General features: G+C 73.3%; 9 protein-coding genes. 4 read left to right on the forward strand and 5 right to left on the reverse strand.

Annotated features, from left to right (window positions below):
- The first annotated feature begins 60 nt into the window (after window positions 1-60).
- Window positions 61-4,674 (forward strand): coiled-coil domain-containing protein, encoded by a 4,614-nt coding sequence (locus tag TR46_RS26165; protein WP_042405620.1) that lies wholly within the window; start codon window positions 61-63, stop codon window positions 4,672-4,674.
- A 30-nt stretch (window positions 4,675-4,704) separates the two neighbouring features.
- Here TR46_RS26165 and TR46_RS42545 read toward each other — a convergent pair whose 3' ends face one another.
- From TR46_RS42545 to TR46_RS26180, 3 genes are all read right to left on the reverse strand, one after another.
- Window positions 4,705-4,866, reverse strand: a complete 162-nt coding sequence (locus TR46_RS42545) for a hypothetical protein (protein ID WP_161790195.1) — start codon at window positions 4,864-4,866, stop codon at window positions 4,705-4,707.
- Between the two features lie 188 nt (window positions 4,867-5,054).
- Window positions 5,055-6,632 carry a glycerol kinase GlpK gene (gene glpK / locus TR46_RS26175; RefSeq protein ID WP_042405624.1) on the reverse strand — a complete coding sequence of 526 codons (1,578 nt, stop codon included), beginning with the start codon at window positions 6,630-6,632 and terminating at the stop codon, window positions 5,055-5,057.
- Window positions 6,633-6,756: 124 nt separating this feature from the next.
- On the reverse strand, window positions 6,757-7,470 hold the full coding sequence (locus tag TR46_RS26180) for an SDR family oxidoreductase (RefSeq protein ID WP_042405625.1): 714 nt from the start codon (window positions 7,468-7,470) through the stop codon (window positions 6,757-6,759).
- A gap of 91 nt (window positions 7,471-7,561) precedes the next feature.
- Here TR46_RS26180 and TR46_RS26185 point away from each other — a divergent pair, with 91 nt between their 5' ends.
- The 3 genes from TR46_RS26185 to TR46_RS26195 all read left to right on the forward strand — a co-directional run bounded on the left by TR46_RS26185 (window position 7,562) and on the right by TR46_RS26195 (window position 11,343).
- A complete protein-coding gene (locus TR46_RS26185; RefSeq protein ID WP_042405627.1) occupies window positions 7,562-8,134 on the forward strand; it encodes a TetR/AcrR family transcriptional regulator in 573 nt (190 codons plus the stop codon).
- Window positions 8,135-8,194: 60 nt separating this feature from the next.
- Complete coding sequence (locus TR46_RS26190) at window positions 8,195-9,031, forward strand: NUDIX hydrolase (protein WP_042405629.1); 837 nt, start codon at window positions 8,195-8,197, stop codon at window positions 9,029-9,031.
- A 299-nt stretch (window positions 9,032-9,330) separates the two neighbouring features.
- Window positions 9,331-11,343 carry an acetoacetate--CoA ligase gene (locus TR46_RS26195; RefSeq protein WP_042405631.1) on the forward strand — a complete coding sequence of 671 codons (2,013 nt, stop codon included), beginning with the start codon at window positions 9,331-9,333 and terminating at the stop codon, window positions 11,341-11,343.
- Between the two features lie 43 nt (window positions 11,344-11,386).
- On the opposite strand, the gene ptsP is transcribed toward TR46_RS26195, so the two are convergent.
- Together ptsP and TR46_RS26205 are read right to left on the reverse strand one after the other, a co-directional pair.
- Entirely contained in the window at window positions 11,387-13,057 is a 1,671-nt protein-coding gene (gene ptsP, locus TR46_RS26200) for a phosphoenolpyruvate--protein phosphotransferase (protein ID WP_042405672.1), read from the reverse strand.
- Window positions 13,058-13,121: 64 nt separating this feature from the next.
- Window positions 13,122-13,571, reverse strand: a complete 450-nt coding sequence (locus tag TR46_RS26205) for a PTS sugar transporter subunit IIA (RefSeq protein WP_042405633.1) — start codon at window positions 13,569-13,571, stop codon at window positions 13,122-13,124.
- Window positions 13,572-14,036: the final 465 nt, after the last annotated feature.

Genomic DNA, 14,036 nt, shown 5'->3' on the forward strand with positions numbered 1-14,036 from the left:
AGCCCGACCCCCGACCCCGTCCGCAACCCCATCCCCACCAGCACGGAGACCTGACACCCCATGTACGAGCTGAACCGGGTCCGCCTGTACTCCATCGGCCCCGCCGGTGCGCGGTACGCCGACACCGTGCTCGACCTGAGCGGTGTCGGCGACCCGGTGCCGGAGCCGGCGCCGAGCCAGCCCGGCTTCTTCGACGAGGAGCAGAGCGGCCCGCCGCGCCGTCCGGCCCCGGCCGGCGTGCTGTTCCTGGAGAACGGCGGCGGCAAGTCGGTGCTGCTCAAGCTGATCTTCTCGGTGATGCTGCCGGGCCACCGCAACACCCTGGGCGGCGCCAGCTCCGGCGTGCTGCGCAAGTTCCTGCTCGCCGACGACTGCGGTCATGTCGCCCTGGAGTGGCAGCACACCCTCACCGGCGAGACCGTGGTGGTCGGCAAGGTCAGCGAGTGGCGCGGCCGCCAGGTCTCCACCGATCCGCGCAAGTTCGCCGAGGCCTGGTACTCCTTCCGGCCGGGCCCCGGCCTCAGCCTGGACGGCCTCCCGGTCGCCGAGCGCACCACCTTCCTGCCCGCCCCGGGCCAGGAAGCGCCCACCGTCAGTGCCAAGGGCCGCCGTCGCACCATGAAGGGCTTCCGCGACGCCCTCACCGAGGCCGGCAAGGCCGACCCCACCCTGGACCTGGTCTGGGAGGAGGGCCACGACCGCTGGATCGAGCACCTGGGCGGCCTCGGCCTGGACCCCGAACTCTTCCGCTACCAGCGCGAGATGAACGCCGACGAGGGCGAGGCCGCAGGCCTGTTCGCGGTGCGGAACGACGCCGACTTCACCGACCTGCTGCTGCGCGCCGTCACCGACACCCGGGACACCGACGGCCTGGCCGACCTGGTGCACGGCTTCGCCAACAAGCTGGGCCGCCGCGCCGAGCTCACCGCCGAACGCGACTTCACCTCCGGCTCGCTGGACCTGCTGCGCCGCATCGCCGAGGCGGCCACCGCCCGTGAGTCGGTCCGCGAGACCCACCGCTCCGCCGAACGCCGCACCCGTCGGCTGGCCCGCACCCTGGCCGCCCGCGCCGCCACCGAGCGGGACCAGGTCCGCGAGCTGGCCGAGCAGGTCGCCGAGGCGGCGGCCGCCGTCGCCGACGCCGAGGACGGCCGCACCCGGCAATCGCTGATCACCGCCGAACTGACCCACCGTCATGCCAGTCTCGCGCTGGCCGCGGGCACCGGCACCGCCGCCGGGCTGCGCAAGGAGCTGCTGGAGGCCAGGACCCTGCACTCCGCCTGGCAGGCGACGGAGCTGGTGCTCCGTCACCGCGCCGCCGCGGACCGCTCGGCGCGGATGTCGGTCGCCATCCGGGAGGCCGAACGCGACGCCGCCCCGGCCCTGGCCGCCCGGACCCGGGCCGCCCGTGCGCTGGTCGGAGCGCTGGAGACGGCAGCAGCCGCGGCCGAGGCGCAGGCCGACAGCGAGGAGCAGCGGGCCGACGCGCTCCAGGCCGAGGGCGAGACCGCCCGCCGCGACGCCACCGCCGCCGCGACCGCCGCGCAGAAGGGCCGCAGCGAGAGCGAGCATCTGCGCCAGCGCCTCGCCGAGGTGGAGCAGGAGACCCAGGCCGCGGTCCGCTCGGGCTGGATCGACTCCGCCAACGCGGCTCCGGACGCTGAAGCGGTGGACCCGGCCCGCGCCGCCCTGGCCGCCTCCGACGCCGAGAAGGACGCCACCGCGGCCTGGGACCAGGCCCGTTCGGTCGCCGACCGGGCCGCCGCCCGCGCCCGCGAGGCCGCGGCCCGCGGTGCCAGGGCCGAACTGGCCGCCGCCCGCGCCAGCGACGGTCTCGCCGCCGCCGAGACCGCGCTGGCCGCCGAACAGGACGCGGCGGCCCAACTCGCCGCGGAACCCCGCGCCGCCGAACTCCTGGGCGTCCAGCCGGGTGAGCTGACCCCGGACGCCCTCGACCGCTCCGCCGACAGCCTGCGCGAACTGCTGGACGAGTCCGTCACCGCCGCCGAGCGCACCCTGTTCGAGCTCAGGACGGCCGCCGCCGCCGACTCCCGGGTCCTGGCCGCCCTCGGCGACGGCGGGCTGCTGCCGCCCGGACCCGACGTCCTGGCCACCGTGGAGTACCTGGGCGAACACGGCGTCCCGGCGCTGCCCGGCTGGCGCTACCTGGCCCAGTCGGTGGACCCGGCCGACCACGACCGGATCCTCGACGCCCGCCCGCAGCTGGTGGACGGCGTCATCGTGACCGACCCGGCCGCGCTGGAACGGGCCAGGGAGACGTTGGCCGCAGCAGCCCTGCTGCCCCGTTCCGCCGTCGCCGTCGGCACTGCGGCAGCCCTGCTCGCCCCGGTCACCGCCGAGAGCACCGGACTGTTCCTGGTCCCGCCGAACCCGGCCATGCACGACGAGAACGCCGCCGACGAGGAGCGCCGCCAGCTCCGCGACCGGGCCACCGCCAGGGACGAGCAGATCCGCTCGCTGGCCGCCCGCCTCGGCGCCGACCGGATGGTCGGCGGCCGGCTGGCGTCCTGGCGCGCCCGCTGTCCCGACGGCCGTCTCGCCGCCTTGGAGCACAGCGCCGAGGCCGCCCGCACCGCCCTGGAACTGGCCTCCGCCGAGCTCGCCTCGGCCCGCGCCGAACACCAGGAGGCCGACGCCGACCTGCAGCAGGCCTCCCGGCTCCGCGACGAGCGCGGCGAGGCCGCCCAGCAGGCCCGCCGACGCGCCGACGCGCTGGCCGGACTCGCCTTCCGGCTGCGCGAGCGGGCCGGCTGGACCGGCCGACTGCGCGAGCTGGCCGACGAGACCGCCCAGGCCGAGCAGCGCCAGCAACTCTGCACCGAGCGCGCCCAGGCCGCCGACGAGGACCGGCGTGCCGCCCAGCGCGCCGCCGACGACGCCCGCCGCACCGTCCGCGCGCTGCGGGCCGAACGGGCCGAACTGCCCAGCGCCGAGGACGACACCGCCGAGTCCGGTGCGTACCCCGCCGAGGGGACCACCGCCTCGCTTCCCGCCCTGCGGGAGGCCCACCGCGCCGCCTCCCAGCTCTACGAACAGGTCGGCGTCGGGGCCGACCTGCGCGCCGAGCAGGCCCGCGCCGAGAGCGACGAGTCCGCCGCCCGCACCGAGCTGGACCGGCTCACCAACAAGGTCCGCACCCGCGCCGAGGAGCTGCTGACCACCCCCGACGGCGCCGACGCCCCCGGCCGGCAGGCCGCCGCCGCCCGCGCCGAGGACCTCGTGCAGACCATCGAGGGCCGCGCCTCGGCCGCCAGCGAGCAGCTCGGCCGGCTGCGCGGCGAGGCCGAACGCAGCGCCCCGGTCACCGGGGACGCCCACACCGAGCTGCCCGACGAGCTGGTCCCGGCCGACACCGACCACGCCCAGGGGCTGCTCCGGGCCGCCACCGCCGAGCTGGCCGGCCGAACCGATCTGCTGACCGCCGCCCGTTCGGCCCACAACGAGCTGCAGCGCGCCCTGGAGGCCACCCAGCACGCCGCCGCCGAGTTCGACGAGACGGCGGCCCAGCTCCGGGACGGCCTGCGGGAGCCCGCCGCCGCCCCCGAGGGCGAGGACGAGACACCCCCGCCCTACCAGGGCGCCCTGGCCGAGGCCCGGCAGACCGCCGCCGACGGCCGCCGCTCCCTGCGCGCCGCCGTCGCCGACCTGGCCGCCGCCGACCTCGCCGTCCGCGACGCCTCGGACGCCCTGGTCCGGCACGCCAACTCGACCCGCTACGAGGCCGTCCGCACCCCCGCCCGCCAGCAGATCCGGGAACTCCCCGCCGCCGCGCTGCCCGAGCACGCCGCGGCCTGGGCGGTCGCCTTCGCCCCCCGGCTGCGGGTCCTGAGCGACGAGTTGGAGCAGCTGGAACGCAACCGCGACAGCATCGTGGACCGGCTGCGCGGGCTGGTCGAGACCTCACTGGCCACCCTGCGCGCCGCCCAGCGGCTCTCCCGGCTGCCCGAGGGCCTGGGGGAGTGGTCCGGCCAGGAGTTCCTCCGGATCCGCTTCGAGGATCCGGACCACGCCGTGCTCACCGAGCGCCTCGGCGTGGTCATCGACGAGGCCACCCGCGCCGCCGTCCGCCGCACCGGCGCGGCGAGCGGCACCAGCGACTGGGGCCGCAGGGACGGGATGTCGCTGCTGCTGCGCGGCGTGCACGCGGCCGTCGAGCCCAAGGGCGTCGCCGTGGAGATCCTCAAGCCGGACGCGGTGCTCCGCGCCGAAAGGGTGTCGGTCAGCCAGATGTCGGACGTCTTCTCCGGCGGCCAGTTGCTCACCGCCGCCATCGCCCTCTACTGCACCATGGCCGCGCTGCGCGCCAACGACCGCGGCCAGGCCCGGCTGGCCCACGCCGGCACGCTGTTCCTGGACAACCCGATCGGCCGCGCCAACGCCACCTATCTGATCGAGCTGCAGCGCGCGGTGGCCTCGGCCCTCGGCGTCCAGCTGATCTACACCACCGGCCTGCTGGACGCCAATGCGCTGGCGGAATTCCCACTGATCATCCGGCTGCGCAACGACGCCGACTTGAGGGCCGGCCTCAAGTACATCTCGGTCGAGGAGCATCTGCGCCCCGGCCTGCCCGAAATCGACCCGGAGGAGGCGGACATCCACGGCGAGGTCACCGCCACCCGGATGTTCCGCCGCCCGGTGGAGGCCACCACCTGACCAGCCGTCAGGGCCCGTTCCGGGGCACGGTCAGAACCGCCGCCGCGCGGCCCTGCGCCGCTGTACGTCGGCCTGCAGCGCGATGCCCGCGTCCAGCAGGAACCAGGTCGTCAGGAAGATCCCCGCGCCGGTAACGGCCAATGCCAACGGGGTGTAGTCGGCATGCGCGGCCGAGCCGACGATCGTGAACATCAGTGCGTTCAGCGTGAATCCCGCTGCCACCAGCAGCCGGGCCCGCGCCTTGCGCGACCTGTCCGAAACCCGACCCGCCACGCACGCCCCCACGCCTCACCGAACACCGAACAACCACCGAACAACCACCGAACGCAGAACAACCCACCGACCAGCACCGACTGGAGTCCTTCCCACCCCCGCCGGGCTCATGCCCCGCCCGGAACGGAGTCCTCGTCGATCCACCCCTTGGTCCGCTCCACCGCCTTCAGCCAGTTGCGGTGCTCCCGCTCCCGGGTCTCCTTCGCCATCCGCGGCGTCCACTCCGCGCCGCGGTGCCAGTTGGCCCGCAGGGTGTCCAGGTCCGGCCAGAAGCCGACGGCGAGTCCGGCCGCGTAGGCGGCGCCCAGGGCGGTGGTCTCCGCCACCAGCGGCCGCTCGACCGGCGCGTCCAGGACATCCGAGATGCTCTGCATCAGCAGGTTGTTGGCCGTCATCCCGCCGTCCACCCGGAGCGAGCTGAGGGTCACCCCGGAGTCCTTGGCCATGGCGTCGACGACCTCACGGGTCTGCCAGGCGGTCGCCTCCAGCACGGCGCGGGCCAGATGGCCCTTGTTCACGTAGCCGGTCAGCCCGGTGATCACCCCGCGCGCGTCGGAGCGCCAGTACGGCGCGAACAGCCCGGAGAACGCCGGCACGATGTAGGCGCCGCCGTTGTCCTGCACCGTCGAGGCGAGCTCCTCGATCTCGGCGGCCGTGGAGATCAGCCCCAGCTGGTCGCGCAGCCACTGCACCAGCGAGCCGGTGACCGCGATCGACCCCTCCAGGGCGTAGACCGGCTTCTGGCCGCCGATCCGGTACCCCACCGTGGTCAGCAGGCCATGGTACGAATTCACGGCCTTCTCACCGGTGTTGAGCAGCAGAAAGGTGCCGGTGCCGTAGGTGCTCTTGGCCTCGCCCTGCTCGAAGCAGGTCTGCCCGAACAGCGCCGCCTGCTGGTCGCCCAGTGCGGACGCCACCGGCACACCCGCCAACTCGCCCACCGCGTGCCCGTACACCTCGGCCGAGGACCGGATCTCCGGCAGCAGCGCGGCCGGGACGGCGAAGGACTCCAGCAGACGCGCGTCCCACTCCAGGGTGTGCAGGTTCATCAGCATGGTGCGCGAGGCATTGGTGACGTCGGTGACGTGCACCCCGCCGTCGACGCCGCCGGTCAGGTTCCAGATCAGCCAGCTGTCCATGGTGCCGAACAGCAGTTCCCCGGCCTCGGCCCGCTCGCGCAGCCCATCCACGTTGTCCAGCAGCCAGCGGATCTTCGGGCCGGCGAAGTAGCTGGTCAGCGGCAGCCCGGTCTCCCGGCGGAAGCGGTCCTTGCCGACGTTGCGGCCCAGTTCGCGGCAGAGCGCCTCGGTCCTGGTGTCCTGCCAGACGATGGCGTTGTGCACCGGTTCGCCGGTGCGGCGGTCCCACAGCAGGGTGGTCTCCCGCTGGTTGGTGATCCCGATCGCGCTCAGCTCCGCCGGACCGATGCCGGCCCGCCGCAGTGCCTCGGTGACCACCGACCGCACCCGGGTCCAGATCTCCGCGGCGTCGTGCTCCACCCAGCCGGGCCGGGGGAAGATCTGCCGGTGCTCCTGCTGCTCGACGGCGACGATCGCCCCGTCGGCGTCGAAGACGATGCAGCGGCTGGAGGTGGTGCCCTGGTCGATCGCGGCGATGTAGCGGCCCTGCGGCCGCCCCCCGGCGGCAGGTACGGCGGTGATGGTGGGGCGCGGCTCTGGAGACATGGAAAGAGTCTGCCAGCCGCTCCCCGTCCGCTCCACCGTCCCGGCACCGGTCTGCCCTGCGCCGACGCGCCCGCGAACCTCCCGGAGGCGTTCGCGGGCGCGTCGGCAGCGGGTCGACCGTGCGTCAGGAGGCCAGTCGGGCACCGCCGTCCACCGGCAGCACGATTCCGGTGGTGTACGTGTTCTCCACCAGGAAGCCGATGGCGTGCGCCACCTCCTCCGGGCGGCCGGGCCGCCCCATCGGGGTGCCGGAACAGGCTCCGGCGACCACATCGCCCCGGCCCTCCTCGGGCACCCAGTCCCACCACGGGGTGTCGATCACCCCCGGCGACACCGCGTTGACCCGGCGCGGCGCCAGTTCCGCCGCGAGGATCCTGGCGGCCGTCTCAACCGCCGCGTTGGACGAACCGAGCACGGCCAGACCCGCCCCGCTCAACTGCGAGCTCACCGCGCCCAGCAGGGTCACCGAGCCGTCCGCCCGCAGCGTCGGCAGTGCGGCCTTCACCGTCAGCAGCTGCGGAATCAGCTTGCCCTCGCTGTGCCGTCGCAGCTCCGCCCCGGTCAGCTCCAGCAGCGGGGTGATCCCGCCCCGGGGCGACACGGTCACCACCAGGTGGTCGAACGGTCCGGTCTCGCCGAAGAACGCGGCCAGTTGCTCCTCGTCGCCGGCGTCCAGAGTCCGGCCCTCGACGCCCTCGCCCAGCAGCTTGAGCGCGGACTCCAGGCGGTCGGCGCTGCGGCCGGCCACGACGACTCCGTAGCCGCGGTCGCGGAGCAGCTCGGCGGTGGCCAGGCCGATCCCGGAGGTCCCGCCGACGATCACTACACGTTCAGACATGACGTCCGCTTCCCATCCCTCCCGGTGACCCACTTTCGAGTCACTGTGCCTCGATTATGTAACGAGGCACAGTGACTTGTAAAGTCGGACCATGAACGAGACCACCCGCGCCCCCCAGGGGCGTCCCCGCAGCGAGAGCGCCCGCCGGGCGGTCCTCGACGCCGCCGTGGCCCTGGCCGTCCGCGACGGCTACGCGGCCGTCACCATCAAGGGCATCGCCGAGGCCGCGGGTGTCGGCCGGCAGACCGTCTACCGCTGGTGGCCGACCCGGGGCGCGGTCCTGATCGAGGCGCTCGCCGAGATCGGCGCGGCCCATGTGCTGCCCGAGCCCTCCGGCGATCCGCGCGCGGACCTGCGGCGCTTCCTCGACCGGACCTTCGCGCTGGCCGCCGAGGCGCCCGTGGCCAATGTGCTGCTCGGCATCACCGCCGACGCGGTGAGCGATCCGGGGCTGGCCGCGGTCCGGCGCGACTACATCTCCGGCCGCCGTGCTCTGCTGCGCGAGGCGCTGGAGCGCTGCGGCGACGCCTGGGCGGTGCCGGTGGACACCGTGGTGGACCTGGCCTTCGGTGCCATGTGGTACCGGCTGATGAACGAACACGCCTCGGTGGGACCGCAGTTGACAGAGGAACTGCTCATTGTGGTCGACGCGCTGGCCCGCTAGCGCTATGTTGTTCTCAGCTGGAGAAAGACTCGTACTGAGAACAACCTGAGCGGAGCGCCGATGTCCTCCCAGGACCAGCCGCCGCAGGCCCAGTCCGAACAGGCCTGGCTCGCGGCCTACGACCCCCGGGCCTTCCCGCCGGTCGCGGTCACTGTGGACGTGGTCGCTCTGACGCTGCGCCAGGACCGGCTGCACGTCCTGCTGGTCCAGCGCGCAGGCCCGCCGTTCCAGGGCCGCTGGGCGCTGCCCGGGGGCTTCGTCCGAGCCGGAGAGGAGGGCCTCGACCAAGCCGCGGCCCGCGAGCTCGCCGAGGAGACCGGAGTGGACACCGCCGCCCTGCGCCGGGTCCACCTGGAACAGCTCGGCTCCTACGGCGCTCCCGCCCGCGACCCGCGGATGCACATCGTCTCCGTGGCCTACCTGGCGTTCGCCCCCGACCTGCCCGATCCGCAGGCGGGCACCGACGCGGCCGCGGCCGCCTGGGTACCGCTCGACGGGACCGATCCGACTGCCGGACCCCACAGGGGAGGGCCCAGCGGCCGGACCGGTCCCGCCGGGCACCCACTCGCGTTCGACCACGCCGCGATCCTCGCCGACGCCCTCGACCGGGCCCGTTCCAAGCTCGAGTACACCCCGCTGGCCACGGCCTTCCTCGGCTCCGAGTTCACCATCTCGGAACTGCGTTCGGTCTACGAGGAGATCTGGGGGGAGAAGCTGCACGCGGGCAACTTCCACCGCAAGGTCCTCTCCGTCCCCGGTTTCGTCGAGAGCACCGGCGGGACGGCGACCCGCGCCGGCAGCCGGGGCGGACCCAGGGCCCGCCTCTACCGCGCCGGCGACGCCCGCCTGCTCCACCCCGCACTCCTGCGGCCCGACCGCGAGGAGGCCGTTCGCTGACCCCGACCCGCAGGCCACGACCCCCGCACGCCCCGACCCGCAGGCATGGGCCGAGGCTGTCGCCGAGACGCTCGCCACATCCGTGCTGCTCCTCCACCACGGACCCGGTGTCGCCGACCGTCCCGACAACCCTCCGTCGGCCGCTCAACCAGCCGTTTCACCGGCAGCCCCGGCGACCGCCGGGCCGAGCGGGCAGCCGACCGCCGGTTCCGTGACAACGCCATGGCGCTCTTGGCCCGACCTGCCCCGTCATGGCAGATTCAGTCCCGGCAACGAGGCCGACCGTCGGAGGCACCCGCATGATCAGCGCAGAGCAGCATGTCACCCCGCTCTGGACACCCGATCCGGCTCGCGCCGCGGCCTCCAACATGGCCCGATTCCAACGCTGGGCGGCCGAACACCACGGCGCCCCGACGGGTGACTACGCCGAACTGCACAGCTGGTCCACCGAGGACCTCGACCGCTTCTGGACCGCCGTCACCGAGTGGTTCGACGTCCGCTTCTCCACCCCGCCGAACGCCGCCCTCGCCGACGCCTCCATGCCCGGCGCCGTCTGGTTCCCCGGCGCCCGGCTCAACTACGCCGAGCACGCCCTGCGCTTCGGTGAGGACCCGTCACACGCCGACCGCCCGGCGATCCTGCACCTGGACGAGGCCTCCACCGAGCCGACCGTGCTGTCCTGGGCCGAACTCCGCCGCCAGGTCGGCGCCCTGGCCGCCCGGCTGCGCGAACTGGGCGTCAGCCCCGGGGACCGGGTCAGCGCCTACGTCCCCAACGTCCCGCAGGCCGCCGTCGCCCTGCTGGCCACCGCCGCCGTCGGCGCCGTCTGGACCTCCTGCGCCCCCGACTTCGGCGCCCGCAGCGTGCTGGACCGGTTCCGCCAGCTCGAACCGGTGCTGCTCTTCGCCGTCGACGGCTACCGGTACGGCGGCAAGCAGCACGACCGCACCCAGATCACCGCCGAGCTGCGCCGCGAACTCCCCTCGCTGCGCCATGTCGTGCACATCCCGCTGCTCGGCACCCCCGCTCCTGACACCGCCCTGGCCTGGGACGACCTGATCAGCGGCGACGGGGACGGACCCGAGGGGCCGGTCTTCGAGCAGGTCCCGTTCGACCACCCGCTCTGGGTGCTCTACTCCTCCGGCACCACCGGCCTCCCCAAGGCCATCGTCCAGGGACACGGCGGCATCGTCGTCGAACACCTGAAGCAGGCCGGGCTGCACACCGACCTGGGTCCCGAGGACCGGTTCTTCTGGTACACCTCCACCGGCTGGATGATGTGGAACTTCCTGCTGGCAGGCCTGCTGGTCGGGGCCAGCATCGTCAGCTACGACGGCAGCCCCGGCTTCCCGGCCGTGGACGCCCAGTGGCGCGTTGCCGAGCGCTCCGGCGCAACGGTCTTCGGGACCTCGGCCGCGTACATCACCGCCTGCGCCAAGGGCGGCGTGCACCCGGGCCGCGACCTGGACCTCTCCCGGCTCCGTGCCATCGGCACCACCGGCTCCCCGCTGCCGCCCGACGGTTTCCGCTGGATCTACCAGGAGATCAGCCCCGACATCTGGCTGACCAGCGTCAGCGGCGGCACCGACCTCTGCAGCTGCTTCGTCGGCGGCGTGCCGACGCTGCCGGTGTACCTGGGGGAGATCCAGGCGCCCAGCCTGGGCGCGGCGGTCGAGTCCTGGGACGTACAGGGGAAGCCGCTGGTCGGCGACGTGGGCGAGCTGGTCTGCACCCGGCCGATCCCGTCGATGCCGCTGTACTTCTGGAACGACCCCGACGGCACCCGCTTCCACGACAGCTACTTCGACGTCTACCCGGGCGTCTGGCGGCACGGCGACTGGATCACGGTCACCGAGCGCGGCACCGTCGTCATCCACGGCCGCTCCGACTCGACCCTGAACCGACAGGGCGTCAGGATGGGCTCCGCCGACATCTACGAGGTGGTCGAGCGGCTGCCGCAGATCCGCGAATCCCTGGTGGTCGGCCTCGAACAGCCCGACGGCGGCTACTGGATGCCGCTGTTCGTGGTCCTCGCCGAGGGCGCCGTCCTGGACGACGACCTCCGTACGGCGGTCCGCAACGCCCTGCGCGAGCAACTCTCGCCCCGTCACGTCCCCGACGAGGTCATCGCGGTCCCGGCACTGCCGCACACCCTCACCGGCAAGCGCCTCGAAGTCCCGGTCAAGCGCATCCTCTCGGGTACCCCGCTGGCCCAGGCGGTCAACCCGGGCTCGCTCGACAACCCCGAGGCGCTCACTCCGTTCCTGGCCCTCGCCAACGCGGAAGGGACCACCCACCGCACCGGTGGATGACCCCGTCCAGGGACTGCCTGTTCGTTTGTCCGGCGGGATCCGCCTACTCGCCGGACAGCACCTGGTTGGCGGCTGCCCGCGCCTCGTCCGCGGTGTCGGTGGCGCGGGCGGCGGCCGCGGCCCGCGCGCACTGCGCAAGGGTGTACTTCGCCAGTGTGGCCCGTACATAGGGGATCGACGCAGCCCCCATGGACAGGCTGGTCACGCCCAGCCCGGTGAGCACACAGGCCAGGACCGGATCGGCGGCGGCCTCGCCGCAGACGCCGCAGCTCTTGCCGTTCGCCTTGGCCGCCTCGGCGGACAGCGCGATCAGGTCCAGCAGCGCCGGCTGCCACGGGTCCTGCAGCCGGGCCACCGCGCCGACCTGACGGTCCGCGGCGAAGGCGTACTGGGCCAGGTCGTTGGTGCCGAGGGAGAGGAACTCGACCTCCTGCAGGATCGACCGCGCCCGCAGCGCGGCCGAGGGGATCTCCACCATCGCCCCGAACTTGGCCGCCAGCCCCGCCTCCCGGCAGGCGTCAGCGAAGGCCTTGGCGTCGATGCGGTCGGCCACCATCGGCGCCATGACCTCCAGGTACACCGGCAGGTCGGCGGCGGCCCTGGCCAGCGCCCGCAGCTGGGCCTGCAGCACCTCGGGGTGCTCCAGCAGACTGCGGAGGCCGCGCACCCCGAGGGCGGGGTTCGGCTCGTCGGCGGGCGTCAGGAAGTCCAACGGCTTGTCCGCGCCGGCGTCCAGCACCCGCACGACGACGCGCCCCTCGGGAAACGCCTCCAGGACCTTGCGATAGGCCTCGACCTGCGCGTCCTCACTGGGCGCCTGCTTGGAGTCGTCCAGGAAGAGGAATTCGGTACGGAACAGGCCGATGCCCTCGGCACCCGCCTCGACCGCTGCGGGAACGTCGGCCGGACCGCCGATGTTCGCGAGCAGCGGCACCTTGTGCCCGTCCGAGGTCTGCCCGGGGCCGGTCGAAGCGGACAGCGCCGCCTTGCGCTCTGCGGCGACCCGCCGCAACTCCGCCTGCTTCTCCTCGGACGGCCTGACCAGGACTTCGCCGGTGCTGCCGTCCACAGCGACGACGACGCCCTCGGCCATGTCGGTGGCCCCGGGCATCGCGACGACCGCCGGGACCCCGAGCGCGCGGGCGAGGATCGCGCTGTGGCTGGTCGGCCCACCCTCCTCGGTGACGAAGCCGAGCACCAGCGTGGGATCCAGCAGCGCGGTGTCGGCCGGCGCGAGATCCCGCGCGAACAGCACGTAGGGCTCGTCGCTGTCGGGCACGCCCGGCATCGGGACTCCCATCAGCCGCGCCACGATGCGGTTCCGCACGTCATCCAGGTCGGCGACCCGCCCCGCCAGGTACTCCCCGGCGTTGGCGAGGAGTGCCCGGTACGCGGCGAAGGCGTCGTAGACGGCGCGCGCGGCGGTGCTGCCCACGGCGATCCGCCGCTCGACGTCCGCCATCAGCTCAGGGTCCAGCGCCATCAACGCCTGCGCCTCCAGCACGGCCTGGGCCTCGCCGCCGGCCAGATTGCCGCGCGCCTGCAGATCGGCGGCGACGGCCCCGACCGCCTGCCGGGCCCGAGCCTGCTCGCGCGGCGCCTCCTCGGTCGGCGTCTGCTGCGCCGGCGGCTCCAGTACCGCCGTCCCCATGTGCCGAACCTGTCCGATCGCGACCCCGTGGCTCACGCCCACGCCGCGCAGCGTCTCTGTCATCTCACCGGTCTCCACTTGGGGTTTCCACACTTGCCAGTTCTACGTGCCGCGATTCGCTGCTCGTCTACTTCCAGACGAAGAGGTTGTCCCCGGCCGCGATCCGGCCGGTCTCCTGGACATCGCCGAGCTGGTCCGCTGTGGCTTCGAGAGCCACGACCGGGCAGATGGGGGACTTCCCGGCGGCCTCGACCGCGGTCGGGTCCCAGCGGATCACCGGCTGGCCGCGCTTCACCGTGTCGCCCTTGTTGACCAGCAGTTCGAAACCCTGGCCGTTGAGCTGAACGGTGTCGATCCCCAGATGGGTGAGGACTCCGTGCCCGTTCTCGTCGATGACGACGAAGGCGTGCGGGTGCATGGACACGATGGTCCCGTCGACGGGCGCGACAGCATCCCCCGCTTCACGAACAGGATCGATCGCGGTGCCGGGCCCGACCATCGCTCCGGCGAACACCGGGTCGGGCACCGCGGCCAGGCCGATTGCCTGACCGGCGAGAGGGGACGTCACTGTCGTCATGCTTCAAGCCTCCATCACAGCGTCAACATCTGGTGATCCAGTGGAAGTAGTCAGCAGGAGTCAGCCTAAAACACCACGACTTAGGACACTCCGCGACTCCGACCCGACCGCGCGCGTTCGTTGCCGGGCACCCGGCACCCACGACCCACGACGTGGTCTGGGCCACCACCTGTCAAGTGGACTAGACCACTCGGGTGCGGGGGAACTCTACGTCATACGAGTGACGCGCCCGGCGACCGACACCGTCATCCTCGGTCGTCCGCAGACGGATTTGCTCCGTCCTGCACGCCCCTGTACGTTAGAACCCTGCCCGCCGCGACCGAGAGGTTGCGGCTCGTTGGTGAGATCACTCGAATTACCACTCGCAATACCATTGCACCGGTGTTCGGTCTTGCCTGCGTACGGCAGTCGGAATTCGAGCCGGAACGGACCGCGAAAATGGTCTGCTAAGATCGAAACACGAAC

This window comes from Streptacidiphilus carbonis (assembly GCF_000787775.1).
Taxonomy (GTDB): Bacteria; Actinomycetota; Actinomycetes; order Streptomycetales; family Streptomycetaceae; genus Streptacidiphilus; species Streptacidiphilus carbonis.